20 protein-coding genes and 4 pseudogenes are annotated in these 26,829 nt (G+C 71.7%); 6 read left to right on the forward strand and 18 right to left on the reverse strand.

Annotation, left to right across the window (positions count from 1 at the left end; all coding sequences use genetic code 11):
- Window positions 1-87 precede the first annotated feature (87 nt).
- A complete protein-coding gene (gene ggt, locus ACWEN3_RS12070; protein WP_452968964.1) occupies window positions 88-1,890 on the reverse strand; it encodes a gamma-glutamyltransferase in 1,803 nt (600 codons plus the stop codon).
- A 142-nt stretch (window positions 1,891-2,032) separates the two neighbouring features.
- Here ggt and ACWEN3_RS12075 point away from each other — a divergent pair, with 142 nt between their 5' ends.
- Both ACWEN3_RS12075 and ACWEN3_RS12080 read left to right on the forward strand, forming a co-directional pair.
- Window positions 2,033-2,875 carry a hypothetical protein gene (locus ACWEN3_RS12075; RefSeq protein ID WP_452968967.1) on the forward strand — a complete coding sequence of 281 codons (843 nt, stop codon included), beginning with the start codon at window positions 2,033-2,035 and terminating at the stop codon, window positions 2,873-2,875.
- 14 nt (window positions 2,876-2,889) lie between these two features.
- Window positions 2,890-4,455 (forward strand): CocE/NonD family hydrolase, encoded by a 1,566-nt coding sequence (locus ACWEN3_RS12080; RefSeq protein ID WP_452968970.1) that lies wholly within the window; start codon window positions 2,890-2,892, stop codon window positions 4,453-4,455.
- 48 nt (window positions 4,456-4,503) lie between these two features.
- On the opposite strand, the pseudogene ACWEN3_RS12085 reads toward ACWEN3_RS12080, so the two are convergent.
- The 6 genes and pseudogenes from ACWEN3_RS12085 to ACWEN3_RS12110 form a co-directional block, all read right to left on the reverse strand.
- Window positions 4,504-4,752: pseudogene (locus ACWEN3_RS12085) on the reverse strand (amino acid ABC transporter permease); the annotation flags it as partial.
- Window positions 4,753-4,923: 171 nt separating this feature from the next.
- Complete coding sequence (locus ACWEN3_RS12090; protein ID WP_452968973.1) at window positions 4,924-5,343, reverse strand: DUF6278 family protein; 420 nt, start codon at window positions 5,341-5,343, stop codon at window positions 4,924-4,926.
- Window positions 5,344-5,358: 15 nt separating this feature from the next.
- Window positions 5,359-6,138 carry an exodeoxyribonuclease III gene (locus tag ACWEN3_RS12095; RefSeq protein ID WP_452968975.1) on the reverse strand — a complete coding sequence of 260 codons (780 nt, stop codon included), beginning with the start codon at window positions 6,136-6,138 and terminating at the stop codon, window positions 5,359-5,361.
- Window positions 6,139-6,174: 36 nt separating this feature from the next.
- Complete coding sequence (locus ACWEN3_RS12100) at window positions 6,175-6,810, reverse strand: MBL fold metallo-hydrolase (protein WP_452968978.1); 636 nt, start codon at window positions 6,808-6,810, stop codon at window positions 6,175-6,177.
- 35 nt (window positions 6,811-6,845) lie between these two features.
- Window positions 6,846-8,135, reverse strand: coding sequence for a bifunctional 3-oxoadipate enol-lactonase/4-carboxymuconolactone decarboxylase PcaDC (gene pcaDC, locus ACWEN3_RS12105; protein ID WP_452969011.1), 1,290 nt, complete (start codon window positions 8,133-8,135; stop codon window positions 6,846-6,848).
- 303 nt (window positions 8,136-8,438) lie between these two features.
- A pseudogene (locus tag ACWEN3_RS12110) lies at window positions 8,439-9,026 on the reverse strand (hypothetical protein); the annotation flags it as partial.
- On the opposite strand from ACWEN3_RS12110, the gene ACWEN3_RS12115 reads away from it, so the two are divergent.
- Window positions 9,018-10,703 carry a ribonuclease J gene (locus tag ACWEN3_RS12115; RefSeq protein WP_452968980.1) on the forward strand — a complete coding sequence of 562 codons (1,686 nt, stop codon included), beginning with the start codon at window positions 9,018-9,020 and terminating at the stop codon, window positions 10,701-10,703. The pseudogene ACWEN3_RS12110 and the gene ACWEN3_RS12115 sit on opposite strands and share 9 nt — an antisense overlap.
- Window positions 10,704-11,408: 705 nt before the next feature.
- Here ACWEN3_RS12115 and ACWEN3_RS12120 read toward each other — a convergent pair.
- The 6 genes and pseudogenes from ACWEN3_RS12120 to ACWEN3_RS12145 form a co-directional block, all read right to left on the reverse strand.
- The gene (locus ACWEN3_RS12120; RefSeq protein WP_452968983.1) at window positions 11,409-11,651 is read right to left on the reverse strand and encodes a DUF5302 domain-containing protein; all 243 of its coding nucleotides are present in this window, start codon (window positions 11,649-11,651) and stop codon (window positions 11,409-11,411) included.
- A gap of 204 nt (window positions 11,652-11,855) precedes the next feature.
- Window positions 11,856-12,323 (reverse strand): annotated as a pseudogene (locus ACWEN3_RS12125) (helicase-related protein); the annotation flags it as partial.
- A gap of 138 nt (window positions 12,324-12,461) precedes the next feature.
- Window positions 12,462-13,613: a cytochrome P450 gene (locus ACWEN3_RS12130; RefSeq protein ID WP_452969014.1), complete on the reverse strand. Its 1,152-nt coding sequence runs from the start codon at window positions 13,611-13,613 to the stop codon at window positions 12,462-12,464.
- A gap of 46 nt (window positions 13,614-13,659) precedes the next feature.
- The gene (locus tag ACWEN3_RS12135; protein ID WP_452968985.1) at window positions 13,660-14,022 is read right to left on the reverse strand and encodes a DUF742 domain-containing protein; all 363 of its coding nucleotides are present in this window, start codon (window positions 14,020-14,022) and stop codon (window positions 13,660-13,662) included.
- Window positions 14,019-14,426: a roadblock/LC7 domain-containing protein gene (locus ACWEN3_RS12140; RefSeq protein ID WP_452968988.1), complete on the reverse strand. Its 408-nt coding sequence runs from the start codon at window positions 14,424-14,426 to the stop codon at window positions 14,019-14,021. Before ACWEN3_RS12140 ends, ACWEN3_RS12135 begins: the two co-directional genes overlap by 4 nt.
- Window positions 14,401-16,383: an ATP-binding protein gene (locus ACWEN3_RS12145; RefSeq protein WP_452968991.1), complete on the reverse strand. Its 1,983-nt coding sequence runs from the start codon at window positions 16,381-16,383 to the stop codon at window positions 14,401-14,403. Before ACWEN3_RS12145 ends, ACWEN3_RS12140 begins: the two co-directional genes overlap by 26 nt.
- 543 nt (window positions 16,384-16,926) lie before the next feature.
- Here ACWEN3_RS12145 and ACWEN3_RS12150 point away from each other — a divergent pair.
- Window positions 16,927-17,823 carry a hypothetical protein gene (locus tag ACWEN3_RS12150; RefSeq protein WP_452968994.1) on the forward strand — a complete coding sequence of 299 codons (897 nt, stop codon included), beginning with the start codon at window positions 16,927-16,929 and terminating at the stop codon, window positions 17,821-17,823.
- Window positions 17,824-17,981: 158 nt separating this feature from the next.
- On the forward strand, window positions 17,982-21,356 hold the full coding sequence (locus ACWEN3_RS12155; protein WP_452968997.1) for a pyruvate carboxylase: 3,375 nt from the start codon (window positions 17,982-17,984) through the stop codon (window positions 21,354-21,356).
- 33 nt (window positions 21,357-21,389) lie between these two features.
- Here ACWEN3_RS12155 and ACWEN3_RS12160 read toward each other — a convergent pair whose 3' ends face one another.
- From ACWEN3_RS12160 to ACWEN3_RS12180, 5 genes are all read right to left on the reverse strand, one after another.
- Window positions 21,390-21,851, reverse strand: a complete 462-nt coding sequence (locus ACWEN3_RS12160; RefSeq protein ID WP_452968999.1) for a hypothetical protein — start codon at window positions 21,849-21,851, stop codon at window positions 21,390-21,392.
- A 93-nt stretch (window positions 21,852-21,944) separates the two neighbouring features.
- A complete protein-coding gene (locus tag ACWEN3_RS12165) occupies window positions 21,945-22,721 on the reverse strand; it encodes a polysaccharide lyase family 7 protein (protein ID WP_452969002.1) in 777 nt (258 codons plus the stop codon).
- Between the two features lie 113 nt (window positions 22,722-22,834).
- Window positions 22,835-24,049: a chitinase gene (locus ACWEN3_RS12170; protein WP_452969003.1), complete on the reverse strand. Its 1,215-nt coding sequence runs from the start codon at window positions 24,047-24,049 to the stop codon at window positions 22,835-22,837.
- Window positions 24,050-24,167: 118 nt separating this feature from the next.
- Window positions 24,168-25,949 (reverse strand): TIM-barrel domain-containing protein, encoded by a 1,782-nt coding sequence (locus ACWEN3_RS12175; RefSeq protein ID WP_452969006.1) that lies wholly within the window; start codon window positions 25,947-25,949, stop codon window positions 24,168-24,170.
- A complete protein-coding gene (locus ACWEN3_RS12180) occupies window positions 25,934-26,707 on the reverse strand; it encodes a hypothetical protein (protein ID WP_452969008.1) in 774 nt (257 codons plus the stop codon). Before ACWEN3_RS12180 ends, ACWEN3_RS12175 begins: the two co-directional genes overlap by 16 nt.
- Window positions 26,708-26,737: 30 nt before the next feature.
- On the opposite strand from ACWEN3_RS12180, the pseudogene ACWEN3_RS12185 reads away from it, so the two are divergent.
- Window positions 26,738-26,829 (forward strand): annotated as a pseudogene (locus tag ACWEN3_RS12185) (AraC family transcriptional regulator); the annotation flags it as partial.

Genomic DNA, 26,829 nt, shown 5'->3' on the forward strand with positions numbered 1-26,829 from the left:
GACGGCGGTTTAAAGACCGGTCGGCAAGCGCGGAGCCGCCGCCGAAAGCGGGCTCTCTGAGAGCCGGCGGGCCCGGCGCCGTCAGGACTAAGGCGCCGGGTCCACCACCATCGCCGAGCCGCCGCCGCGCCGTACCTTCTCGGCTGCGGCGAGCCACTTCCCGCCCGGCAGCCGCTGTACGCCGGTCGCCGCGCCGATCTCGGGGTTGAGCGAGAAGGAGTGGCCGACGGCCTCCAGCTGCTTCCTCAGGTCGCTGTCGTAGAGGGCGGGTTCGAGTTCCGTCTTCGCCGCGTTGCGCTGGCTGGCGCGCGGTGCGGCGATCGCGTCGACCAGCGGCAGATGCCGGTCGAGGAACTCGGTCAGCGTCTGCAGCACGGTGGTGATGATGGTCGCGCCGCCGGGCGAACCGAGCGCCACGACGGGCCGGTTGTGCCGGTCCAGCACGATCGTCGGGGAGATCGAGGAGCGCGGCCGCTTGCCCGGTCCCGGCAGGTTCGGGTCGTGCACGGCCGGGTTGGCCGGGGCGAAGGAGAAGTCGGTCAGCTCGTTGTTGAGCAGGAAGCCCCGGCCGGGGACGGTGATGCCGCTGCCGCCGGTCTGCTCGATGGTGAGCGTGTAGGAGACGACGTTGCCCCACCTGTCGGCCACGGTCAGATGGGTGGTGTTCTGGCCCTCGTACGTCGTCGGGGCGGCCGTACCGCCCTTGCCGCAGGCCGCCGGGTGGCGCGGGTCGCCGGGCGCGAGCGGGCTGGTGAGGACCGCGTCGTCCTTGATCAGGCAGGCGCGGGAGTCGGCGAACCGCTGCGACAGCAGCTCCTTGGTCGGTACGTCCTCGAAGGCGGGGTCGCCGACCCAGCGCCCGCGGTCGGCGAAGGCGATGCGGCTGGCCTCGATGAAGTGGTGCAGGTACTGCGCCTCGCTCGCCTTCGACAGGTCCGTGTTCTCCAGGATGTTGAGGGCCTCGCCGACCGTGGTGCCGCCCGAGGAGGAGGGCGCGATGGAGTACACGTCCAGGCCGCGGTACGACGTCCTGGTGGGCGCCTGGAGCTTGGCCCGGTAGACGGCGAGGTCCTTCTCGGCCAGCTTGCCGGGGCGGGCGTTCCAGCCGGAGGCGGGGTCCACGGGCGGGTGTTCGACGGTCTTGACGATGTCGTCGCCGATGTCCCCGCGGTAGATGGCGCCCATGCCCCTGCGGCCCAGCTCCTCGTAGGTGCGGGCGAGTTCGGGGTTCCTGAACGTGGAGCCGACGGCGGGCAGCCGGCCGTTCGGCAGGAACAGCTTCGCGGTGGCGGGGAAGTAGCGGAACCGGGTCTCGTTGGACGCGGTCTGCGAGCGGAAGGTGTCGTCCACCGTGAAGCCGTCGCGGGCGATCCGCTCGGCGGGCTTCAGGACCGTGGCGAGACCTCTGCTGCCCCACTCGTCCAGCGCCGTCTGCCAGGTGGCGGGCGTGCCCGGGGTGCCGACGCTCAGACCGCTGCTGACGGCGTCGGGGAAGGAGAGCGGCTTGCCGTTCTCCATGAACAGGTCGGAGTCGGCGCTGAGCGGCGCCGTCTCGCGGCCGTCGATGGTGTGCACCGTGCGGGTCCCTGCGTCGTAGTAGACGAAGTAGCCGCCTCCGCCGACGCCCGCCGAGTAGGGCTCGGTGACGCCGAGCGCGGCGGCGGTGGCGACGGCCGCGTCGACCGCGTTGCCGCCGTGTCTGAGCACCTCGATGCCCGCGGCCGTGGCGTCGGCGTCGACGCTGGAGACGGCGCCTCCGTAGCCCACGGCCACGGGAACCTTGGTGACCTTCGCGTTCGTTGTCGCGGCGGGCGGCGCCGCCGCACCCACCGACACCATGGCGGCCGAGACCGCCAGAACCGCCAGTTTCCGCGTGCCAGGACGACCCATCCGAACCTCCCGTCGGGACAGTCCGCGCAGCGTAACGAGATTGCCGTACCACCGACAGTACGCCTCGGTCACTCGCCGCACGAACGTCACAGATCGAACGCCGGTACGTATCCGTCGCCAGGGCCCGCTAGCATGCGCGGCCATGAACGACGACGTGCGCAACATCGTCCTGGGCCTGGTGGCGACGGGCATCTCCGCTTCGCTCGGCTGGCTCGCCCGTACGTATCTGTGGCGCCGCAAACTGCGGCGCAAGCAGGCGTTCTTCGGGCTGCCGGACAACTCCGAGTCGCTGCTGGTGGTGAACCGCGACGCGGGCGGCCCGGAACTGACGGTCACACGGCACGACGTCTTCGCGCTGCTCGAACTGTCCGCTCTGATAAAGGACTGCAACGCGCACGCCCAGGTGGTCGCGCACGACGCGGCCCAACAGGGCTTCGGCGAGCGAACCGAGTTCTGCCTCGGCGGCCCCTCGTCCAACCGCCGTATGGCCGCGCACCTTTCCTCACTGCTGCCCGGTGTGCGGGTGAACATCGACGCCGAACCCGGCCGGGAGCGTGGGGCGTTCCGCGTCGGCGGTGAGCACTACCGCATGGACCGCGGTGTCGCCGAGTACGTGCTGCTCGCCCGGCTGACCGCGGACAACCGGCGGGGCACCAGGCCGGTGTTCCTGTTCTGCGGGCAGCGGGCGATCACCAATCAGGCGGCCACCCGGTATCTGGCCCGCGAGCACGTCCGTCTGACGCGCCGGTACGGCGGGGACTCCTTCGTGCTGCTGCTGAAGGTGGTCAACTCCCACGCCTACGGCCCCGATGTGGTCGAACTGGTCGGGGACGTCACACGCGCCGCCCGCACCCCCCTGCCCGAGCCGGCCTCCGCGGACGCCGCCGCTCAGGGCTTCAACAACCTTTACCGGCACGTAACTTACCCACGGGTTACTTACGGTAAGGTCGCCCGGTTACCGTCGGGTCACTTTGCACTGAACTAGTGAAGGAGTGACCCATGGGACGAGGTCGCACCGTGCTGCGCGGCTCCGCCGCCGGAGCCGTCTCGGCGGCCCTGATCGCCGGCACCGTCGTCGGCCTGGCGCCCGCCGCCCAGGCCGCGCCGCATCTCAGCTTCGTCGACATCACCGGCGACGGCGGCACCGTGCTGAAGGCCAACGTCGTCACGCCCGCCGACGCCGACGGCGGCCGCAACTACCCGCTCATCGTGCTGCCCACGAGCTGGAGCCTGCCACAGGTGGAGTATCTCGCCCAGGCGCAGCGGCTCGCGGACGCCGGCTATGTGGTGGTCACCTACAACGTGCGCGGCTTCTGGCAGTCCGGCGGCCAGATAGAAGTGGCGGGTCCGCCGGACACAGCGGACGCTTCCAGGGTCATCGACTGGGCCCTCGCCCACACGCCCTCGGATCCGCGGCACATCGGCATGGCGGGTGTGTCGTACGGCGCCGGGATCAGCCTGCTCGCCGCCGCCCACGACAAGCGCATCAAGGCCGTGGCCGCGCTCAGCGGCTGGGCGGACCTGATCGACTCCATCTACTCGGGCCGCACCCAGCACGTCCAGGCGGTGGCCGTCCTGGACGGCACGGCCACCCTCACCGGCCGCGAGAGCCCCGAGACGCGCGAGGTCCTCGACAACGTGTACGCCTCGAACCTGTCCAAGGAACGGGAGATGATCGCCTGGGGGAAGAAACGTTCCCCTGCGACCTATGTCGACCAGCTGAACAGGAACGGCGCGGCCGTCATGCTCGCCAACGCCTGGGGCGACACGGTCTTCCCGGCGAACCAGGTCGCCGACTTCTACCAGAAGCTGACCGTGCCCAAGCGGCTGGAGCTGCGCCCCGGCGACCACGCGACGGCGGAGCTGCCCGGCCTGTTCGGACTGCCCAACGACGTGTGGACGGACACCGCGCGCTGGTTCGACCACTACCTCAGGGGATCCGACAACGGCATCGACCACGAGCAGCCGGTCCAGCTGAAGTCCCGTAGCGCGGGGGGATACGAGGGCTACCCGGACTGGAAGTCGGTCGGCGCGACCCGGAGGAAGATCGCGCTGGCGGGCTCCACCACCATCCACGCCGGCGTCGACTCCGGCGCGGACGGCGGGATCGTCTTCCTCTCCAGCCTCCTCGACCAGGTCGCCCAACTGCCGCCGATGGCCGCGATACCGCTGCTGCCGCGCCGCTGGGCGGCCGTGTGGCAGTCGGAGCGGTACGCGAGCGCCCAGCGGGTCCGCGGCACGGCCACGCTGCACACCAGGCTCACCCCGACCGCGGAGAGCGGCACCCTCGTCGCCTACCTGTACGACGTGGGCCCGTTCGGTCTCGGCAGGCTGGTCACCAACGCGCCGTACACCTGGCACGGGCGGACGCCCGGCGAGCCGTTCGACGTCGACCTGGACCTGTTCTCCACGGCCTACGACGTCCCCGCCGGGCACCGCCTCGCGCTGGTGGTCGACACGGTCGACCCGCTGTACATCGAGCACAACCCGTCCGGCGCGCAGCTGACCTTCTCCTCGCCCTCGGACGACCCGTCGTACGTGTCCGTCCCGCTCGGCGAGCAGTGATCTCCGGCTGCTGCCGGACGAGCCTGGCCCGTGTGAACTGCCACCCCCCTACGGTCTCGGGGCCGTGGGGGGTTCCCCACCCGGCAGCAGCGCCCCCGGGCCGGCCGGCCGCGGTGACCACCGCGGCCCCGGTCCTGGGGCTCGCTGCTCACGGCGGGACACCCGGCCGGCGAACCACGAGAGCAGCATGCACATCCCGATGTGGATCGGCGCGATCACCATCACCACAGGGATGAACGGCAAATCGTAGTCGAGGTTGGCGGCGATGGGCTTCCCCGAGTGGGGGAACTCCTCGAACGCGGGCTCCCGTCGGCGGTGTTCGGCGGCGTTCACACCGGAGCGGACGGGCGCCGCGCGCAAGAACTCCACGTAGGATCCGGTGAGTTCGGTGACGCCGAACTCCCCTTTCAGGCATGAGCCGTACGTACCCCCGACTCACGTCGACGAGGGCCGCGGAAGGGCGCGGGATCAGGGCTCGGCGATCTCCGCGTACAGTTGGGACAGCTCGGGGACACCGCTCGCGGCCCACTCCTGCCCGGCGCCCACGACCTCCACCTCGCGGCCGGAGACGAGGCGTACGACGGGTTCGCCGTCGGAGCGGATCTCCCAGGCGGCGCCGGACACCGTGCGCACCACGACCGTGCCCAGGTACAGCCCCGCGTCGTTGCCCAGCCGGGGCAGCGTCTCGGCGTCGTCGCGCCAGCGCGGGACCATCTGGTCCAGGGCCTCCAGGGAGTCCGGGGTGTCGTCGAGGCGGATGCCCGCCCGGGCCGCCTGCGAGCGCAGCAGTTCGCACTCGGACAGCAGCGCGGCGACCGCCTCGGGGTCGGCGGGCGGGGCCGCCTCACCGTTCTTCTTGTGCCGATGGCCCAGGAACGGAAGGTTCATGGACCCAGCGTGGCATCACACGTCGAGGTCGACCACCACCGGCGCGTGATCGGATGCGCCCTTGCCCTTGCGCTCCTCGCGGTCGACGTAGGCGTCCTTGACGGCCTTGGTGAACGGCTCGTTGCCGTACACCAGGTCGATGCGCATGCCGCGGTTCTTGGGGAAGCAGAGCTGGCGGTAGTCCCAGTACGTGAACGGGTGGTCGTACTTCAGCGGGCGCGGCACCACGTCGCCGAGGCCGGCCCCGCGCAGGGAGGCGAGGGCGGCGCGCTCGGCGGGGGTGACATGGGTGGAGCCCTCGAAGGCGGCCGCGTCGTAGACGTCGTCGTCCGTCGGCGCCACGTTGTAGTCGCCGAGCACCGCGAACGGGCGGCCGCCCTGCGCGTCGCCCTGCACGGCCGCCCTCAGGGCCTCGAACCACTGGAGCTTGTAGGCGTAGTGGGGGTGGTCCACCTCGCGGCCGTTGGGCACGTACACCGACCAGACGCGGACCGGGCCGCAGGTCGCGGAGACGGCGCGGGGCTCGGTCACGCCCTCGTAGCCGGGGTCGCCGGGCAGGCCCTTGACGACGTCCTGGAGGCCGACGCGGGAGAGCACCGCCACGCCGTTCCACCGGCCGGTCGCGTGGACCGCCGCCTCGTACCCCAGCTCCCGCAGCGGCTCGAACGGGAACTGAGCCTCGGCGATCTTGGCCTCCTGGAGGCAGAGCACGTCGGTGCCGCTGCTCTCCAGCCAGGCCAGCAGCCGCGGGAGGCGGGCGGTGATCGAGTTCACGTTCCAGGTAGCGATGCGCATGTCTCACAACCTACCCGGCGGGTCCGACAACGGGTCTCAGACCTCCGCCGAGGCCCCCGGCGCGAGACGCTGGTGGTCCGTGCCGCCCAGGGCGCCGATCTGCCGGTCGTAGATCGGCCGGGCCAGATCGGTGAGCAGGGCGTCGTGGACGTCGTAGGCGCGCGCCGGCTTCACCTCGCGGACGTAGTCGATGACTTCGGCGATCTTGTTCCAGGGGGCCATCACCGGCAGCATCAACGTCCGCACCGGGTGGTCGGGGACGGTGAGGGCGTCGCCGGGGTGGAAGACCTGGCCGCCGTCGATCAGGTAGCCGACGTTGGTGATGCGCGGGATGTCCGGGTGGATCACGGCGTGCAGCTCGCCGTGCACCTGGACGTCGAAGCCCGCGGCGGTGAAGGTGTCGCCGTGGCCGACGGTGTGCACCCGGCCCGGGAAGGCCGCCGTGATCCGCTCGGCGACCGACCTCAGCGTCCAGATCCGGGCCGCCGGATTGTTCTCCATGGCGGCCCGGAGCCGGAACTCGTCGAAGTGGTCCGGATGCTCGTGCGTGATCAGGACGGCGTCCGCGCCGAGCGCGGCGTCCTCCTCGCTGAACCCGCCGGGATCGATGACGAGGGTCTGCCCGTCCTTGTCGAGGCGGACGCAGGCGTGCGACTTCTTCGTGAGCTTCATGCCACACCATCCTGCCGCGTACGGCGGGCCGGGGCTCACTCGGCGGGGGTGGTCTCCTCGCGGACGACCTGCTGGGCCACCCGGAACGCGCTGTTCGCGGCCGGCAGCCCGCAGTAGACGGCCGCCTGGAGCAGCACCTCCTTGATCTCGTCCGGGGTGAGGCCGTTGCGCAGGGCGGCCCGGGTGTGGGAGGCCAGCTCCTCCAGGTGGCCGCCGGCGATCAGCGCGGTGAGGGTGATGCAGCTGCGGGTGCGGCGGTCCAGGCCCGGCCGGTCCCAGATCTCGCCCCAGGAGTAGCGGGTCAGGAAGTCCTGGAAGTCCCCGGAGAAGTCGTCGGCCTGCGTCAGCGCCCGGTCCACATAGGCGTCGCCGAGCACCTCCCGGCGGATCTTGAGCCCGGTCTCGTACCGGTCGGGCGCGACGGTGAGCGGCGCCGGTACGGCGGCCGGGGCGATCTCGGCGACCGGGACGTGCTGCTGCGGCACGGCCGGCACCAGGGCGGCCGGGACGGCGGGCAGGGCCGTCTGACCGGTGTCGAAGGGCTGCTGCCAGGCGGTGGAGAAGTGCCGGACCAGCAGGTCGGTGACGGCGGCGGGCTGCTCGACCGGGACAAGGTGGGAGGCGCCGGGCACGACCGCGAGCCGGGCGTCCGGTATGCCGGCGACCAGGGTGCGGGCCGCGGCCGGGCCGGTCACCTGGTCCTCGGATCCGACCAGCACGAGCGTGGGCGCGCCCACCCGCCCCAGCTCGGGCCGTACGTCGAAGGCGGCGAGCGCCTCGCAGGCCGCGATGTAGCAGCCCGGGTCGGTGGTGCGGACCATCTGCACCGCCCACTCGGTGATGGCGGGCTGCGCCGCGGAGAACCCGCCGGTGAACCAGCGGTCGGGCGCGGTCCGCGCGATCGGGGCGAGTCCGTTCGTGCGGACGATCACCCCGCGCTGCCGGAACTCGTCGGGCGTGCCGAACCGGGGCGAGGCGGCGACCACCGCGAGCGAGGCGAGCCGCTCCGGGTGGCGCAGGGCCAGCTCGATGCCGATCGCGCCGCCCAGCGCGCAACCCGCGTACCCGAACCGCTGCACGCCGAGCGCGTCCAGCGTCGCCAGCAGCCGGGCCGTCAGCTCGGACACCGAGCCGGCCGGGTGGGCGGGCGCCCCGCCGTGGCCGGGCAGGTCGAAGCGGAAGACCCGCCACTGCTTGGTCAGCTCCGGGACCTGCCGGTCCCACATGTGCCAGGTCGTGCCCAGTGAGGGAGCCAGGATCAGGACGGGGGCCTCTTCCGGCCCGTCGAAGCGGTATTGCAGGGTGTTCGTCGGTGTCTCACTCACCCGCCTGACCCTATCTGTCACGGCAGCCCCTATGAGCGGGGTCCTGACTGTAGGTGTCTGACCAGGTGGAAGACCTCCCGAGCCGCATAGCGTTTGAGGCAACGAACGATTTCGCGAGGGTCTTGCCCTCCTTGATCCGACGCTCGTAGTAGTCCTGGGTGCGCGGGCCGACCCCCAGACGGGTGAACACGATGCGATGGAGCGCGGCATTTGCCTGACGGTCACCACCACGGTCAAGCGACGGAACGGCCGGCGTCCCGAGGAACGCTCGGCAGGACTGACCCCGCACAAAGCAGCGAAGGACGCCTCACTGTCCAGGCGTTCCGGGTTGTCCCCCACCGTGATCAGCAAGGCGACGGCCGTGTCCGGACCGAAGCCCACCACGTCCAGCAACTGCGGGGCATGACATTTCACGAGGCGGGCCGGACGAGCGTCCACATTCCGGATCTGCTCGGAGATGCGAGCACCGTGTCCTGGCACAAGTCCCCTGCCGCGCAGCCACCGAGCGGTTTCGTATCTGGCCGGCCGAGACGGCCCCTGCCGTGGCCACCGCGGCCGGTCCTGATCGCCTGGACGACCTCCCACCCAGTCCCGGCCAATCATCGCGGACACCAGCGGCGAGGGCCTGGCACTGTTCTGATCGGGCACCGGGAGACCTGACACCCCAACATCACCTCGCAGCCACTGGCCCCCGACGCGCGACGCCACCCCGGCACACGCCGCGGCCGTTGCGGTCGCCGCCCGCTGCGGTTGCCCTCCTGTCTTGGGGCAGCGGGCAGATGAGGCGGATGCCGGCCTGAGCCGGCGGCGGGTCGTATCGAGCGCTCGTTGGATCACACAGGCAGTGATCACCCTGTCCCGTTCTCCGGGTACCGTCAGGGTATGAGTCATCCGCACCCCGAGCTGAAAGCCGCCCCGCCCCTTCCCGAAGGAGGGCTGCGGGTCATCGCCCTGGGCGGCCTGGGTGAGATCGGCCGCAACATGACCGTCTTCGAGCACGCGGGCAAGCTGCTCGTCGTCGACTGCGGCGTGCTGTTCCCCGAGGAGACCCAGCCCGGCGTGGACGTCATCCTGCCGGACTTCACCTCGATCCGGGACCGGCTGGACGACATCGTGGCCCTGGTGCTCACCCACGGCCACGAGGACCACATCGGCGGCGTGCCGTACCTGCTGCGCGAGCGGTCCGACATTCCCGTCGTCGGCTCCAAGCTGACGCTGGCGTTCCTGGAGGCCAAGCTCAAGGAACACGGCATCCGGCCGCGCACGGTGCGGGTGCGGGAGGGCGACCGGCGCGGCTTCGGGCCCTTCGACTGCGAGTTCGTGGCGGTCAACCACTCCATCCCCGACAGCCTCGCGGTCGCGATCCGCACCCGGGCCGGGATGGTGCTGCACACCGGCGACTTCAAGATGGACCAGTTCCCTCTCGACGACCGCATCACCGATCTGCGCGCCTTCGCCCGCCTCGGCGAGGAGGGCGTGGACCTGTTCCTCACCGACTCGACCAACGCCGAAGTGCCCGGCTTCACCACCTCCGAGCGAGAGCTGAACCCGGCGATCGAGCAGGTGATGCGCACCGCGCCGCGCCGGGTCATCGTCTCCAGCTTCGCCAGCCACGTGCACCGTATCCAGCAGGTCCTGGACGCCGCCCACCAGCACGGCCGCAAGGTCGCCTTTGTCGGCCGGTCGATGGTCCGCAACATGGGCATTGCCCGTGACCTGGGCTATCTGAAGGTCCCCTCCGGTCTGGTCGTGAGCACGAAGGAGCTGGAGAAGCTCCCGGACCACAAGATCACTCTGGTGTGCACCGGCTCCCAGGGCGAACCGATGGCCGCGCTGTCACGGATGGCCAACCGCGACCACATGATCCGCATCGGCAAGGGCGACACCGTCCTGCTCGCCAGCTCTCTCATCCCCGGCAACGAGAACGCCATCTACCGGGTGATCAACGGACTCACCCGGTGGGGCGCCCACGTGGTCCACAAGGGCAACGCCAAGGTGCACGTCTCCGGGCATGCCAGCGCCGGCGAACTCGTCTACTGCTACAACATCGTCAAGCCCCGCAACGTCATGCCCGTGCACGGCGAATGGCGCCACCTGCGGGCCAACGGCGACCTCGCCATCCGTACCGGTGTCGACGCCGAGCGGGTCGTCATCGCCGAGGACGGCGTCGTCGTCGACCTGGTCGACGGGCGTGCGTCCATCACCGGCAAGGTCCCCGCCGGAAACGTCTACGTGGACGGCATGGAAGTCGGCGGCGCCACCGAAGCGTCCCTCAAGGACCGCCTCACCCTCGCCGCCGAAGGCGTGGTCACGGTGGTGGCGATCGTCGACGCGGACACCGGCGCCCTCGCCGAGGCCCCCGACTTCCTGGCCCGCGGTTTCGTCCACGACGAGACCACCTTCGAGCCGGTCGTCCCCGTCATCGAGAAGACCCTGGCCACCGCAGCCGAGGAGGGCGTCGGGGACGCGCGCCAACTCGAACAGCTCCTCGCCCGCGCCGTGGCGAACTGGGCGTTCCGCGCCCACCGCCGCAAGCCCCTCATCATCCCCGTCATCATCGACGCCTGAGCCGCAGCCCGGCAGCACGGTCCGCGGTTCCGGTGGCGGCCCCGCGAGCATCGAGGTCGGGCACGCCCGGACCGGTCGGTGGCGAAGCCGCGGGGCTCGACGAGGCGGATCGCCTCGCCGTGGGCGGCCGGCACGTCCGCGAGGGAGTCGGTGTTGCGGGCGACGGCCCTGTCGCCGCGCTCCAGGACCGCCTGCGCGAACTCGCGGCCGAAGCCGCGGGAGGAACCGGTGACATGGCGGCGGTGCACCCTGCCCAGATGTTGCACCAGATCGGACGGCGTCCACTCGGGGCAGGTCGGCACCTGCACGCCGTGGCTGGGCACGAAGGCGACCGCTGCCGGGAACGCGACCGACGGTGCGGCGATCAGCCGCAGCAGGACGGGGAACGAATGTCCCTGCCACGCGGATGCCTACCGCCACCCCGGACAACCGCAGTCGATTTTCACAGCGGTACAGGGGCACGCAAGGCGCGCGACACCGGCCGCGTACCCTCGGACAAGGCAGTGCCCTCATCCCGGAATTCCAGTTCGGCGGCGCCACCGACCCGAGCCAACCGCATCTGGGCCATTCCCCCAGGCGAGTCCGCCGGCTACGCCCCGCCCGCAACGCGCGCACGGGCGTGCGCACGTCGCGGGCCACTGGACGGGACGCGCGAGTGGATAGCGCGAGTGCCGGTGAAGCGGTCAGATCGCGGGACTCATCGACTCAGCCGCCGCTCTTGCGCCTGAACGACCGCTGGCTCGCAGCCGGGCCGTGCGCCGAACGCACCTTCGACGCGTCGGACTTGGCGGCAATATCAGCGGCGTCCGCCTGCGCACCGCGCTTGCGCGCCAGGGCTTCGCGGAACTTGCGCTTGAGGTCGTAGTTGCCGTCGCTGTCCGGCTCCAGAGGGGACGTCTCGGGGGCAGCCGGCTCCGAACCTTCCGAAGATACGGGCTCTGCGGTCATGGTGACCTCCTGGGTTCGGGGGTGGGCAAGCACAGCTTGTCATGCTGGGCACAGTGCGAGGCGCCGGCAACGTCATCCTGCTCCGTTTCGGCGGGTATCCCTCTCGCGGCCAAGGCGTTGACTTCGTAGGTGAGGCGCACAGGACGGCTTCGGGCCGGGCCGAGGGTTGCCGATCCCGTGGCCAGGCTGCCAGGGCAACGGCTCTCAGCCGTTGCGACGCACGAGGGCGGCCCTGCGGGCCTCGGCGAGCTTGCGAGCCTCGCCGGCCTTTCGGGACTTGCCGCCGGCGCCGCGGGAGGTGCCCTTGCTGGTGCCGAGGCCGCGGAAGGGAGCGTTGGTGTTCTTGGGTCGGGGGACGGCGGGCCCGCCGTCGAGCGGGATCCCAGAGGGAGTCTTGGCGCCGGTGATCCGGCTCAGCTCCGCCTCGCCCGAGCGCACCTTGGTGACGGTCGGCTCGATGCCGGCCTCGGCCATCATGCGGCTCGTCTCGCGGCGCTGGCCCGCCAGCACGAGCGTGACCACGCTGCCGGACTCACCGGCGCGGGCGGTGCGGCCCGCCCGGTGCACATAGTCCTTGACGTCGGTGGGCGGGTCGACGTTGACCACGAGATCGAGGTCGTCGACGTGCAGGCCCCGGGCCGCCACATTGGTCGCCACCAGAACGGTGATCTGGCGCGGGTCGAGGGCGATCCGGGATGTTCCGGTGCCGGTCGGCATCGTGACATGCCTCCCAGGGCAGGGATCGGGGTACCGCGCCGGTCCGGGGGGCGACCTCCCGGACCCCTGGCGGAGAGGCGGGACGGCGCGTGGTCAGAGGGCGGGCACGGGGGTGAACCGGACGGGCAGCCGGGTCAGGCCCCGGAGCCAGGGCGAGGTCCGACGGGTGAGGGACTCGGCGGGCACCGCCAGGTCGATGTCCGGCAGCCGGTCCAGGACGACCTCGACGGCGGTCCGCGCGATCACCTCGGCGATCTCCTGCGCCGGGAACGGGCAGCGGTGCTCGCCGTGCCCGAAGGCGAAGTGCGCGCTGTTGCCACCGGTCAGCGCGGAGGCGTCGGTGCGCACCTGCGGATCGGAGTTGGCGCCCTGCAGTCCGAGCAGCAGCAGGTCGCCGGCCCGGACGCGGCGGCCGCCGAGGTGGGTGTCCCGGGCGGCCCAGCGGCCCGCGACGTTCTGGGTGGGCGCGTCCTCCCACAGCACCTCGTTCATCGCCTCGGCGACGCTGTGCCGGCCGCCGAACAGGGAGGCGGCGAACCGGTCGTCGGTGAGCATCAGCCGCAGCGAGTTGCCGATCCAGTCGGCGGTCGGCTGGTGCCCGGCCGCCATCATCACCATCAGGTCCTGCGCGATCTCCTCGTCGGTGAACCCGCTGCCGTCGGCGAGCATCCGGGAGACCACGTCTTCGGCGGGCCGCTGCCTGCGGTCGGCGAGCAACTGGACCATGGACGCGGCCAGATGGGACTGTCCGGCGAGCGCCCGCTCCCGGCCGTCGATCATGTCGTTCAGGGCGGTGACCAGCCCGGCACCGTCCTCGTCCGGGAAGCCGTAGAGCCGGGCCAGGACCCGTACCGGCAGCAGCGTCGCGTACTGCGCGACCAGCTCGGCCTCGCCGGAGGGGCAGACCACGTCGATCAGCTCGTCCGCGAACCGCTCGGCGTGGCCCCGCAGTTCGAACGGGTCCACCGACTCCAGCGCGTCGCTGGCCATCGCCGCGCGCTGCCGGTGCCGCTCGCCGACGGTGTAGAGGATGGAGGGTTGTCCGCGGCCGATCATCGGCAGCAGCGGCCAGTCGGCGGGGATGTTCGGCCACTGGTTCCACAGCCCCGAGTCCCGGCTGAACAGCACCGGGTCCCCGGTGACCTGGTGCAGCTCGCGGTAGCCGACCACCAGCCAGGCCGGCACGTCGCCATCGAGCAGCACCGGCACCACGGCGCCGTGGTCGCGCCGCAACTCCCGGTACATACGGGCGGGTTCGGTCTGGAACCGAGGGCCGCCGAGCGGGACGGCCTCAGAGGCTGCGGAGTCCAATGAGCACCTGTTCCAGGAGGTCGGGATCGGCGATGGCCGGTCTGTGCGGATGCCGGGCGCTGACCCGGCCGGCCGCCAGCAGGTCGCTCAGCAGCACCCGGGTGATGCCCACGGGCAGTCCCAGCTCCGCGGCGATCTCCACCACGGAGGTGGGGAACTCGGTCATCCGGAGGATCGCCGCGTGCTCCGACTGCATGCCGGCCACCGGATCCGACTCGGCGACGACGAGGGTGACCAGGTCGAAGGGGGTGTCCGGGTCGGTTCGGCTGCGGCCCTGGGTGAGGGTGTACAGCCGGTCGGGAGCGTCGTCGCGGCCCGGACGGCCCCCGGCCGCACGGCTCATGACGTACGGGGCAGCGCGGTCAGGTACGCGCCGAGCTGCTCCACCAGTTCGCCCATGGTGTGCCCGACGATCCCCGGATCCGCGTCCTCGTCGGTCACCACGGCCAGATGGGCGCCCGCGCCCGCCTCGACGATGAACAGCACGCCTCCGTAGAACTCGGTCATCGCCGATCGGACGCCTCCGCTGCCGTCGCCGAACTCGACGGACGCCCCGTGCGACAGGGACTGGATGCCGGCGGCGATGGCGGCGAGCTGGTCGGCGCGGTCGAGGCTCAACTCCCGGGTACGGCACAGCCTCAGCCCGTCCCGGGACAGCACGAGCGCGTGCCGGGCCCCGGGCGTCCTCTCCAACAGGCCCTCCAGGAGCCAGGTGAGATTGTCATCGGCAGTGGTCGGGCCGGTCATGAAGTGGGCCGCCTTCCGGGTACGTGGGGGAGGAGTGCTCAGGTTCGTCGAACACGGCGCCGCGCGGGGGGTTCGCCGTCCGGTGGCCGGGGGCGGTGTCCGGTGAGGGGTTGGCCGTTCGGTGGTCGGGGACGGCGTCCCGCGAGGAGTTCACCGTCCGCTGCTCCGGGGCCGTGTGGCGTGGGGCGGTCGGTTCTGGCGGGGTCTGGCGGTGGTCGGTGAGCGTGCGGCGCGGGGCGGGGGGCTCCGCCGGGAACGGACGGTGGTCCGGGACGGGGCTGGGCGGGGTGGTCCGGTCGTGGCCGGAGGCCGTGCCGCGCGGGGTGGACGGCTCAGACATGGGCGGACCGTGGTCCAGGGGAGTCGGTTCCGGCGTGGTCTGCTGGTGCCCGGAGGCGGTATCGCGCGTGGTGGACGGCTCAGATATGGGCCGACGGGAGTCCGACGCGCCCTGCTCGACAGGCGGACCGGTGTCGGACCGGATGGGGCGGACCGCTCGGCGGAAGCTGCTGAAGCGCGCCGTCCGGACCTGGGCGTCGTCGGCGCCGGGCGCGGGCCGGGCCTCTGCGGCGCGCCGCATCGACCGGAGGCGTTCGGCCTCGGCGAGCGTACGGCCCCGGCGCCGCCTGGGCAGTCCGGCCGGCCCCTCCGCCACCGTCGTGGCGTCGGAATCGGCGGGCTCGGGGGACTCGGGGGACTCGCGGGGATCCTGGCCCGGAGCCGCACCCACGGCGACCGGCGGCCGTACGGGCCTCTCCCGACCGGACCCCTCCCGGACCGACGTCTCCGGTTCCGGGAGCCGCGCGGCACCCGCCGCCGGAGCCGCACGCGTGAGGACCTCCTGCGGGATCAGCATCAGCACGCCGGTGCCGCCGCGCGCCGACGGCCGGAACGACACCTTCAGCCCGTGCTTCCGCGCCAGCCGCCCGACCACGGCGAGCCCGAGCCGGGTGCCGGTCAGACCGCCCAGCTCCGAGACGTCACCGGACACCGCCCGCTCCGCGCGGCGCAGCTGCACATCGCCCATGACCAGCCCGCTGTCCTCGACGGACACCATGACGCCGGCCGGGACCTCCTCCACATAGACGTGGACCTCGGCGTTCGGCGGCGAGAAGTTCGCCGCGTTGTCGAGGAGTTCGGCGAGCGCGTGCATCACGCCCTCGGCCGCGTGCCCGGCGACGGCCGTCTCGCTCACCGAGTGCACCCGCACCCGCCGATACGCGGCGATCCGGCCCATCGCGCCGCGCAGGACCGACTCCATGCCGATGGGCCGCGCCCACCGCCGGCCCGAACGGGCCCCGGTCAGCACGGCGACGGAGTCGGCGAGCCGGCCCGCCTGGGCGGTGCGGTGGTCGAGGTGGAGGAGGTCGGCGAGCACGTCCTCGTCGCCGTGCCGGTCCTCCATCGCGCGCAGGTCGGCGAGCGTGGCCGTGGCCAGGGCCTGCAGACGGGCGGCCGCGTTGGAGGTCGCGGCGACCGCCGAGGCCCCCTCCCGGCGGGCCCGCCCCAGCTCGTCCGTCAGCCGGGAGTTCTCGCGCCGCAGCCGCTCCAGCTCGCCCGCGCTCCGCTCCTCCAGCCGGGCGCTCTCGGCGGCGAACGACTCCGTCAGCTCCGTGCGCTGCCGGGCTAGTTCGTCGATGAGCCGCTGCTGCTCGCGACGCGCCTCCTCGGTGGTGCGGGCCTGCTGCTGGAGCAGCCGTCCGATGTCCTGCGTGACGCTGTCCAGCCGGTCCCGGCCGCCACGGGCGGCCCGCAGGGCGTGCGCGGCCGTGGCCACCGCCGCGCCGAGCACGACCACCGCCGCGCCCGCGCACCAGGCGAGCGGGGTGCGCACCGGGTCGGGCGCCGCCGCCAGGATCGCGCAGACCACGAGCGCCGACAGCGCCCCGGTCACGGCGAGGGCGGAGAGGAGCGTGCGGAGGGACGGTCGGTCGCCGGGCTGCGTGGGGGCGGTCATCGGTCCGGTCTGGTCCTCGCGGCGGGTGCGGTCGGATGGCTGCGGACGGGAACGTTCGGATGCTGAGACATGACACCGAGTGGTGAACTGCCCGTCACTATACGAGAGTTCGTGATCGGAACAGGGAGGTTCCGCATTCGTTCAAGAAAACCGGACGGCCCTGTCGCGTGTCGAGAGGGCCTGATCTGGAGGACGGCCGAGAAGGGCTGAAGGTTGCCTTCCGGCCCTGGTTTTCCGTTCCGTCCGCCTGTGGGCCTTCCCACCCGTTAAGGATCTTGACGGCCGCCGCCCGGCTCGCTGAACTGTCCACGGGCCTCGCCACCGCGAAAGCCCGTCCGAGCAGCGCAGAAACCCATCCGAGGGGGAGGGCCGGGGTATCGCAGGGAGGGGCGGCCCCGCCCGGCCAAGATCCGTACATCAATACGATGACGCCTGAAACGGGCGGATAACGGGAAAACGCCTCGCACGGCCGACCGCCGGGCGCGAGGTGAAGGGGGCGATGTACATGACGGGTGAGTCGAAGGCGACGGGCTGCCGTGCCTCATGACCGCTGACGGGCGCCTGGAGAGGTGCTGCCTGCTCCTCGCACGCCTCGCCCGGTTCACCGGACGGACGCTGCGGGGCGAGTGGTACGCCATCGTCGTCGACCCCGTGCAGCGGCTCGTGCGGCGCGGACTGTCCGGGCTGCTGCTGGCGTTCGTGGCCGCGTTCGGTGTCGTCTTCTTCCACGACGTCGCCCAGCACCCCTTAGGAGCGGTGTGGGTACGTCGCCTCGGCGGAGTCACCGCCGATCTGCCGCTGTGGCTGTCCCTGCTGCGCACCCCGGTGTCGCTGTACGTCCCGGCGCTCGACCTGCCGGTGTGGGCGGGCATCACCCAGCTGTTCCTGGCCTTCGCCCTCGCCGAGCTGGCCCTCGGCCGGGCCCGCACCCTGGCGATCGCCTACGCCACCACGGTGGCCGGCACCCTCACCGCCCGCGTGATGATCGCGGCCGGTCCCGGCTGGTGGGGCTTCGGCCTGCCCCCCGCGTGCGGTCACGTCCTCGACACCGGACCCTCGGCGGCCGTCGTCGGCCTGTTCACCTATCTCGCGGTCGTCCGGCGCGCCCCCGTGGTGTTCACGCTGACCGGCGGCTCGATGGTGTGGGAGTCGATCGCCGTCCCCAACCTGGCCGGCCGCGAGCATCTGATCGCGGTCGGCGCGGCGATGGTCCTCGGGCTGCTGCACGGCCGCCGGGAGTGGCTGCGGTCCCTCGTACCATTCCTGCTGCCCGCCCCGGAGACCGGTACCGCCCCCGCGCCCCCCGTGCGGACACCCGCGCCGGCCGGGCCCGTGTCCGTGCAGATCCCGGCGCCCACGCCCGTGCGCCCCGGCCTCCTGCCCGCCGCGGAGGGCGCCGAGTGCCCCGGAAGCGCCGCGATGACGTCCCTGGAACGCTGACCGGACCGCGCGCCCCTGTGGCGCCGCACACGTAGTCGGTGTGATGGTTTTCGCACGTGGACACGGACGGGCACCCCCTATGGTTGCCGCGAGGTACGGGCAGGGTGTGGCTGACACCATGGTGTTCGTCGCCGGCAGGCAGCTGAAGGGAATCCAGGATGTTCCGCAAGGTGCTGGTCGCCAACCGTGGCGAGATCGCGATCCGCGCGTTCCGGGCGGGATACGAACTCGGCGCGCGTACCGTCGCCGTGTTCCCGCACGAGGACCGAAACTCGTTGCACCGGCTCAAGGCCGACGAGGCGTACGAGATCGGGGAGCCGGGGCATCCGGTGCGGGCCTATCTCTCGGTCGAGGAGATCGTGGCCGCCGCCCGGCGGGCGGGTGCCGACGCCGTCTACCCGGGCTACGGCTTCCTGTCCGAGAACCCCGAGCTGGCCCGCGCTTGCGAGGAGGCGGGCATCACCTTCGTCGGCCCGAGCGCGGCCACGCTGGAGCTGACCGGCAACAAGGCCCGCGCGGTCGCCGCGGCCCGGGCCGCGGGCGTGCCCGTGCTGGGCTCCTCCGCGCCCTCCAACGACATCGACGAATTGGTGCGCGCCGCCGAGGAGATCGGCTTCCCGGTCTTCGTCAAGGCGGTCGCGGGCGGCGGCGGGCGCGGCATGCGCCGGGTCGAGGACCCCGCCCAGCTGCGCGAGTCCATCGAGGCCGCCTCCCGTGAGGCCGCGTCCGCGTTCGGCGACCCGACCGTCTTCCTGGAGAAGGCCGTCGTCGACCCGCGCCACATCGAGGTGCAGATCCTCGCCGACGGCGAGGGCAACGTCATCCATCTCTTCGAGCGGGACTGCTCGTTGCAGCGCCGCCACCAGAAGGTCATCGAGCTGGCGCCCGCCCCCAACCTCGACCCCGCGCTGCGCGACCGGATCTGCGCCGACGCCGTGCGCTTCGCCCGCGAGATCGGCTACCGCAACGCGGGCACCGTGGAGTTCCTGCTCGACCGGGACGGCAACCACGTCTTCATCGAGATGAACCCGCGCATCCAGGTCGAGCACACCGTGACCGAGGAGGTCACGGACGTCGACCTGGTCCAGGCCCAGATGCGGATCGCCTCCGGCCAGACCCTCGCCGACCTCGGCCTCTCCCAGGACACCGTCACCCTGCGCGGCGCCGCCCTGCAGTGCCGCATCACCACCGAGGACCCCGCCAACGGCTTCCGCCCGGACACCGGCCGGATCAGCGCCTACCGCTCACCGGGCGGGTCCGGCATCCGCCTCGACGGCGGAACCACCCACGCCGGTACGGAGATCAGCGCCCACTTCGACTCCATGCTGGTCAAACTCACCTGCCGTGGCCGGGACTTCAAGGCGGCCATCGGCCGGGCCCGGCGCGCCGTCGCCGAGTTCCGCATCCGCGGTGTGGCCACCAACATCCCGTTCCTCCAGGCCGTCCTGGACGACCCCGACTTCCAGGCGGGCCGGGTCACCACCTCCTTCATCGAGCAGCGCCCCCACCTGCTCACCGCCCGCTCCTCCGCGGACCGCGGCACCAAGCTGCTCACCTACCTCGCCGACGTCACCGTCAACAAGCCGCACGGCGAACGGCCGGACCTGCTCGACCCGGTCACCAAGCTGCCCCTCCTGCCGGCCGGCGAGCCGCCCGCGGGCTCCCGCCAGCGCCTCGTCGAACTCGGCCCCGAGGGCTTCGCCCGCCATCTGCGCGAGTCCCCGACCATCGGCGTCACCGACACCACCTTCCGCGACGCCCACCAGTCCCTGCTCGCCACCCGGGTGCGCACCAAGGACCTCCTCGCCGTCGCCCCGGTCGTCGCGCGCACCCTGCCGCAGCTGCTGTCCCTGGAGTGCTGGGGCGGCGCCACCTACGACGTGGCCCTGCGCTTCCTGGCCGAGGACCCCTGGGAGCGGCTGGCCGCGCTGCGTGAGGCCGTGCCCAACATCTGCCTCCAGATGCTGCTGCGCGGCCGCAACACCGTCGGCTACACCCCGTACCCGACGGAGGTGACCGACGCCTTCGTGCAGGAAGCCGCCGCCACCGGCATCGACATCTTCCGCATCTTCGACGCGCTCAACGACGTCGGCCAGATGCGGCCCGCCATCGAGGCCGTACGCGAGACCGGCACCGCGATCGCCGAGGTCGCCCTCTGCTACACCGCCGACCTCAACGACCCGGCCGAGCGGCTCTACACCCTCGACTACTACCTGCGCCTGGCCGAGCAGATCGTCGGGGCGGGCGCCCATGTCCTGGCGATCAAGGACATGGCCGGCCTGCTGCGCGCCCCGGCCGCCGCCAAGCTCGTCTCGGCGCTGCGCCGCGAGTTCGACCTGCCCGTGCACCTGCACACGCACGACACCGCGGGCGGCCAGCTGGCCACCTATCTCGCCGCGATCCAGGCCGGTGCCGACGCGGTCGACGGCGCGGTCGCCTCCATGGCCGGTACGACCTCGCAGCCGTCGCTGTCGGCGCTCGTCGCCGCCACCGACCACTCCGACCGGCCCACCGGCCTCGACCTCGGGGCCGTGGGCGACCTGGAGCCGTACTGGGAGGGCGTCCGCAGGATCTACGCGCCGTTCGAGGCGGGCCTCGCCTCCCCGACCGGCCGGGTCTACCACCACGAGATCCCCGGCGGCCAGCTGTCCAACCTGCGCACCCAGGCCGTCGCCCTCGGTCTCGGCGACCGCTTCGAGGACATCGAGGCGATGTACGCCGCCGCCGACCGCATCCTCGGCCGGCTGGTCAAGGTCACCCCGTCCTCGAAGGTGGTCGGCGACCTCGCCCTGCACCTGGTGGGCGCCGGGGTCTCCCCGGACGCCTTCGAGCAGACGCCCGACCGGTTCGACATCCCCGACTCGGTCATCGGCTTCCTGCGCGGCGAGCTGGGCACCCCGCCCGGCGGCTGGCCGGAGCCGTTCCGGACCAAGGCCCTCCAGGGCCGTGCCGCGGCCAAGCCGGTGCCCGAGCTGTCCACCGAGGACCGCGAGGGGCTGGCGAAGGACCGCAGGGCGACCCTGAACCGGCTGCTGTTCCCCGGCCCGACCCGCGAGTTCGACACGCACCGCCAGTCCTTCGGCGACACCAGCGTCCTGGACAGCAAGGCGTTCTTCTACGGCCTGCGCCCGGCCAAGGAGTACGCCGTCGACCTGGAGCCCGGCGTCCGGCTGCTGATCGAGCTGCAGGCGGTCGGCGAGGCGGACGAACGCGGTATGCGCACGGTGATGTCCTCGCTCAACGGCCAGCTGCGGCCCATCCAGGTCCGCGACCGGGGGGCGGCCTCGGACGTGCCGGTCACGGAGAAGGCCGACCGGTCCAACCAGGGCCATGTGGCGGCCCCGTTCGCCGGTGTGGTCACGCTCGCCGTGGCCGAGGGCGACGAGATCGCGGCCGGTGCCACCGTCGCCACCATCGAGGCGATGAAGATGGAGGCCACGATCACCGCCCCCAAGGCGGGCCGGGTGTCCCGGCTGGCCATCAACCGGATCCAGCAGGTCGAGGGCGGCGACCTGCTGGCCGAGATCGGCTGAGCCACCGCGCGCGGCGGCCGGAGGGTTCCCGGGTCAGTCCCAGAGCGAGTAGGTCATGACCTGCTTGAATCCCTCCGGCCGGGCGCCGGTGTAGGTCAGGCTCATCTGCGTGAAGCGCTGGAAGGACCGATGCTTCTTCCAGGTCTGCTCGCCGCTGAGCCGGATGACCACCGGGTACGAGTGGAAGGTGCCGGCCGCGCAGTACGGCTTGCAGTCGTTCACCCAGTTGACGCCCATGCCCTGCGCCCCGTCCCGGCCCCACTCGGTCCAGCGCATGCCGGTGAGCCGGCTGTTTCCGTCGCCGCAGGCCAGGATGAAGTCGACCGGGCGGACGTTGCGGTGGAAGAAGCAGTCGACCAGCACGGGCCGCGAGTGATCGCCCTGCACAGGGGGCGCGGCCGGGGTCGGCGGGCTGGCCGAGGCCGTAGTCATCGCCGCTGTCAGCAGGGCTCCCGCCGCCAGGGTGACCGCCGTTCCCACCAGTGATCCGCGCATGGCCGCTCCCACCGTTGTGCTGTGTCCGACCGCGTTCACTCGACGCTACGACCGTGTGGCCGATCGCACCAGTCGCGCAGGTCGGACCGCGTGTCAGCCGTGTTGGACGGTCAGGCCGTAGAACGCCACGCGAGCACCGTTCGTGGTGCTGTCGGAGGAGGACTGGTTGTAGGAACCGGCCTTGAAGTACTGCTTGTACGACTTGAAGGACGACGGAATGCCGTAGTGCGTGGTGGTGCCGTTCACGGTCAGGTCGATGGTGTTCCCGCCGGAGACGGCGATGGTGTAGCTCCAGGTCCTGCCGACCGCCACATGGCCGACGGGGTGCGGGGTCTGGCCGCCGGAGGCCGAGTCCTCGGTGCCGAGGACGATGTCCCCGTTCGCGCGGTAGTACAGCTCCAGCAGCGGCTTGGTGGAGGAGCCGCCGCTGCCGAGGTGGATCTGACCCACGCACACGTTCCTGGTCACCGAGACCACTCGCAGCGTCGCGTTCATCCGGTGGGAGCCGCCGAGCGCCCAGTCGGCGGGACTGCCGTCGCGGTTCATCTCCCGCAGCTCGGACCGGGCGTAGTTCGAGTTGGGGGTGGTGACGCCCTTCTCGGGCGCCCAGAAGGTCATCGCCCCGTCGCGGGTGTCGGTGTAGAAGTAGGCGTCCTGGTAGCCGTGCGCGCCCTGGAGCCGGGACGACGGGATGGTGGTGGGCCGGCCGGGGGAGCCCACGGGCTCCTGGAGCTCCCAGACCGACAGGTCGAAGTTGCCACCGGGCGCGACGTGCGGGTCGGCGGCTCCCGCGCTGCCGCCGCCGAGGACGGAGAGGGTGAGGGTGAGGCCCGCGGTGGTCGTCACCGCGAGCAGCCGGGATCGGCTCATGTGGGGGTCCCTTCGTCGGACCGGGATGTGTTCAGCATGATGAACGCTGAACACATCCTTGGTCTCCGGTGACCCGTGAACCTAGAGGTCTGGACCTGACACGTCAAGAGGTCTCAGCAGGCGCCCTCGTCCTGCCACGGACCCCACTGCGAGGCGCCGGGCACCTCGTTCTGGGTCCACCACTTGGCCTTCCAGTTGTGCTTGCCGTACGACACCTCGTCCCCGGCCGTGTACACCGTCGACGAACTCCAGGCGTTCTTGCAGGAGGTGGGGGTGGGTGTCGGCGTGGGCGTGGGCGTCGGCGTGGTGGTGGGCGGGGTGGCGCCCGCGAACTTCACCGAGTACTTGGCGAAGTCCCAGGAGTTCTGGGTGACGCTCGAACAGGTCCCGGACGTGCGGCCGCCGTTGTCGGGCGGGCTGCACTGCCGGTCGCGGTTCAGGGACCAGAACGTGAACCGGTCCATGTTGTGGCTCGTCGCGTAGTCGAGCACGGTCTGGAAGTCGGCCTGGGTGAACATCTCGCCCGAGTCGCTGCGGCCGTTCATGCCGGAGAAGCCCTCGTGGGCGTAGGCGGTCGCCTGGTCCCAGCCGAACGTGGACTGCAGGATCGAGTTGAAGTTGGTCAGGGCGCTCGTCTGGCTCGCCGCCCCGCTGAAGCCGCCGTCGAACGGCATGATGGAGAAGTTGTTCGGGGTGAACCCCTGCGACTTGGCCTCCAGCAGCATCTGCTTGCCGAACCAGCCGGTGCCGTCCGCCGTGCCGGCCGTCGTCACGGACACGTACAGGCCCGGGTTGTTCTGCTGGAGGATCTTCGCGGCGCCGATCTCGTTCTTGACGGCGGCCGTGTTCTCGTACTCCGGCTCCTCCAGGTCGAAGTCGATGGCGTGCAGGCCGTACTTGGTGATGACCTGCTGGTAGGCCGCCGCCGTGGAGGCCGCGTCCGAGCAGGCCTGGCCGAGCTTCGTGCCGCCGTAGCCGCCGATGGAGACGGAGACGTCACCGCCCTTGCTCCGGATCGTGCTGATCATCGACTGGACGGCCGTGTCCGAGGAGACGGGCGCGGTTCCGCCCCAGGTGGGCGAGCAGCCGCCGCCGTTGGGGGCGAGGACGAAGGCCAGCTGGAACGCCTTCAGGCCGGTGGCGTCCATGATGGCGGACGGGTCCGGCGGGTCGTTGTCGAGCGGCATCAGATAGGGGGCGGCGGCGTACCAGCGGTTGTTCAGCGCGTTGGTCGCGCCAGAGGCGTTGCCCGCGACGAGCGCGGTGGTGCCGGCGGCCGCGAGTGTCACGGCGGCCGCCGCACCCAGACATGCCCGAAGAGGTCTCATTGCGTGCCTCCCAGAGGGGGTGGGGTGGGGAGTCGCCCCAGGCTCTGGGAGGTGTTGGGGTCACGTCAATGAGTTGGACTAGACCAACTCGCTCTTTGGACTAGACCATACGATCGCTTTACCTCCCGTCGACCAGCCGGAGACCGAAGCCCCGGTCGAGCGGCAGGCTCGGCGTGCTGACCGTGGTGGTGCGCGTGCCGGGGTCGTACGACCAGGCGGCGTCCGGCAGTTGACGTCCGTTCAGGAAAACCCGGACGGGCGCGCCGGTGCCGTGCACGGTGAACCGGTACGTCCGCGCGTCCACCTTGCCCCTGTAGTCGCCCCGGCTCGCACCGACGGTCACGGTGGTCCCGCCGCCGTCCGCGTGCACCGACACCCGCTGGGTGGCGGCGGAGCCCTTCGCGAAGTCACGGGTCACGCCGTCGTCCTCGTACAGCGTGTAGTGGCCGGTGCCGTGGGCCGACGGATACAGGTCCCAGTCCAGCTCGTGCCGGTCCCGGGTCTGCCAACTCGTCGTGCCCTTGGGCCACATGGGCACGATCGCGCCCTCGCGCACGAACAGCGGGAGCGTGTCCAGCGGGGCGTGGTAGCCGTTCACCGTGGTCGGGCCCTGGTACGTGCGGCCGGTCCAGTAGTCGGTCCAGGTGCCCTTCGGCAGATAGATGCCGTCACGGGTGTCGGAGTCCTGGAAGACCGGGGCCACCAGGAAGTCGGGGCCCGACAGGAACTCGTACTTGGCCTGGTCGCCCAGGGTGTTCGGGTCGTCCGGGTACTCCAGCCACAGCGGACGCACCGCGCCCACGCCCGTCCTCGCCGCCTGCGCCGACAACGTGTACATGTACGGCAGCAGCCGCTCCTTCAGCTGCAGGTACTTCCTGTTCATGGAGGTGTACGGCTCGCCGTCGAGCCACGGCTGCTGATCGGCGGGTTTCTTGGTGGTGAGGTCGGTGGCCCAGCCGTCCATCGTCATGATGGCCGGCAGGAACGCCTTCCACTGGAGGTCGCGGGCGTACATCTTGGCGTCGTGGCGGTAGATGCTGCCCACGTCGCCGGTGTCGTAGGCGATGCCGGACATCGTCGCCCCGGCGTAGGCCGGGATCTGCCAGCGGATGTAGTCCCAGGACAGCTGCTGGTCGCCGCTCCACAGCACCCCGCAGCGCTGGGCGCCCGCCCAGGAGACGGGCAGCCACACGAAGCCGCGCGCGTCGCTGTTGTCCTCGATCCCTTTCTTCGCCGCGTCGCAGGCGTCCAGCGCGAACTTGTAGCCGTTACCGACCCAGGCCACGTCCAGCTTGGCCACCCGCTGCCCTGCCTTGACCTGCTCGGCGAGCTTGTCGATGCCGTCCTGCGTCCACAGGCCGAGCTGGGCGTGATGGTCCTGCAGGCCCTGGGCGGTCTGCGCCAGGTTCTCGTACCCGCAGCCGTAACCGTCGTTGACGAGCATCCAGCCGAGCGGCATCTGGTGCTCGGTGTAGCCGTCGGCGACCTTCAGCGCGTCCAGGGTGTGGCGCTCGCCGCGGTTGGCGTTGTGCAGGTAGCAGTCGGAGTCGCCGGGCTCCAGGCCGTACACCGGCGGCATGAAGGGCCTGCCCACCAGTGCCGTGTACGCGCCGATGACCTGCTTGGCGTCCCCGAGGAAGTAGTAGGCGTCCAGGCGCCGTTCCTGCTGCCCGGTGGTGACCGGCGAGCCGAAGGTGTACACACCCGGCGCGAAGGTGTTGCGGAAGACGCCGTAGCCGGCGCTGGAGAGGTAGAACGGCTGGGAGTTGTTGTAGCCGCCCTCGTTCCAGTCGAAGCTGTTGGCCACGTACATCGTCTGCCCGCGGTGCGAGAAGCTGCCGTTCTGCTCGCCGCCGCCGAAGAACTGCTCGTCCGCGCCCCGGGTCAGGCTCTGCCGCATCCCGCCGGTGGACCAGCGCAGCGCTTGTCCTCCTGCCAGATCCGGGTCCGGTTGTCCGGCTTGTACAGCCCGAACCGCAGCGGCTTCTTGTACACGCGCAGCACGGCTTCGGGGGAGCGGACGCCGTAGTAGTCGCCCGCGTCGAAGGACGAGGTGTGCCGCTCGGGGACGGGCCGACTGCGCACGATGGCCGTACCGGCCGGGTCGGTCAGCGAGCCCGACGGATCGGCCTGGAGCCGCAGCCGGCCGCCGGTCAGGAAGTCGGCCCGGGCCTTGAGCGGCCCGGCCCCGATCGTGTAGCTGCCGTCGCCGCCGGAGAAGGACGTCAGGTCCCCGGCATCGGTGGTCGCGGGCAGATAGGCCGCGCCCGTGAAGGAGTTGTCGTGCACGTCGTACGGCACGACCACCACGTGATACGTCCCCGACGCCCGCGGGATCACGGTGGCCTCGGGGTCGGCGGTGCCCGCACTGGAGGCCACCTGTTTGCCGTGGTCGTCGTACACGTACAGGTCGAAGTCGTCGGTGGGGTGCTCCCAGGTGATCGACAGCGGGACGCCGCCCTCGGGGTTGTCGTCCCAGTAGCCGTCCGGCACCGAGACGGTCAGGTCGAAGCGGTCGCAGACGGTGTTCCGGGGGTCGGCGGCGGCGTCGGGGCAGCTCTCGGGGCCGCCGCCGGTGCCTTTGGCGTAGACCGGGCTCTGCCAGCCGGCACTGCTGTGGACGGGGTCCAGTACGGCGCCGGAGCCGACGGCGGCCACGGCGGGCGGCGGCACGGCCAGCACGGTCCGTACGAGGGGGCGGGCTTCCACGTCGTGCTCGGCGGCGCGTGCCGGCTGCTGCCGGACGGGGGCGGCGATCCGGTGAGCCTCGGCCCGGGGGA

Source organism: Streptomyces sp. NPDC004561 (assembly GCF_053602155.1).

Bases quoted from the DNA above. Each gene is read 5' to 3' on its own strand.
- ggt (WP_452968964.1), bottom strand. From the start codon at position 1,890: ATGGGTCGTCCTGGCACGCGGAAACTGGCGGTTCTGGCGGTCTCGGCC.
- ACWEN3_RS12075 (WP_452968967.1), top strand. From the start codon at position 2,033: ATGAACGACGACGTGCGCAACATCGTCCTGGGCCTGGTGGCGACGGGC.
- ACWEN3_RS12080 (WP_452968970.1), top strand. From the start codon at position 2,890: ATGGGACGAGGTCGCACCGTGCTGCGCGGCTCCGCCGCCGGAGCCGTC.
- ACWEN3_RS12090 (WP_452968973.1), bottom strand. From the start codon at position 5,343: ATGAACCTTCCGTTCCTGGGCCATCGGCACAAGAAGAACGGTGAGGCG.
- ACWEN3_RS12095 (WP_452968975.1), bottom strand. From the start codon at position 6,138: ATGCGCATCGCTACCTGGAACGTGAACTCGATCACCGCCCGCCTCCCG.
- ACWEN3_RS12100 (WP_452968978.1), bottom strand. From the start codon at position 6,810: ATGAAGCTCACGAAGAAGTCGCACGCCTGCGTCCGCCTCGACAAGGAC.
- ACWEN3_RS12115 (WP_452968980.1), top strand. From the start codon at position 9,018: ATGAGTCATCCGCACCCCGAGCTGAAAGCCGCCCCGCCCCTTCCCGAA.
- ACWEN3_RS12120 (WP_452968983.1), bottom strand. From the start codon at position 11,651: ATGACCGCAGAGCCCGTATCTTCGGAAGGTTCGGAGCCGGCTGCCCCC.
- ACWEN3_RS12130 (WP_452969014.1), bottom strand. From the start codon at position 13,613: ATGTACCGGGAGTTGCGGCGCGACCACGGCGCCGTGGTGCCGGTGCTG.
- ACWEN3_RS12135 (WP_452968985.1), bottom strand. From the start codon at position 14,022: ATGAGCCGTGCGGCCGGGGGCCGTCCGGGCCGCGACGACGCTCCCGAC.
- ACWEN3_RS12140 (WP_452968988.1), bottom strand. From the start codon at position 14,426: ATGACCGGCCCGACCACTGCCGATGACAATCTCACCTGGCTCCTGGAG.
- ACWEN3_RS12145 (WP_452968991.1), bottom strand. From the start codon at position 16,383: ATGACCGCCCCCACGCAGCCCGGCGACCGACCGTCCCTCCGCACGCTC.
- ACWEN3_RS12150 (WP_452968994.1), top strand. From the start codon at position 16,927: ATGACCGCTGACGGGCGCCTGGAGAGGTGCTGCCTGCTCCTCGCACGC.
- ACWEN3_RS12155 (WP_452968997.1), top strand. From the start codon at position 17,982: ATGTTCCGCAAGGTGCTGGTCGCCAACCGTGGCGAGATCGCGATCCGC.
- ACWEN3_RS12160 (WP_452968999.1), bottom strand. From the start codon at position 21,851: ATGCGCGGATCACTGGTGGGAACGGCGGTCACCCTGGCGGCGGGAGCC.
- ACWEN3_RS12165 (WP_452969002.1), bottom strand. From the start codon at position 22,721: ATGAGCCGATCCCGGCTGCTCGCGGTGACGACCACCGCGGGCCTCACC.
- ACWEN3_RS12170 (WP_452969003.1), bottom strand. From the start codon at position 24,049: ATGAGACCTCTTCGGGCATGTCTGGGTGCGGCGGCCGCCGTGACACTC.
- ACWEN3_RS12175 (WP_452969006.1), bottom strand. From the start codon at position 25,949: ATGCGGCAGAGCCTGACCCGGGGCGCGGACGAGCAGTTCTTCGGCGGC.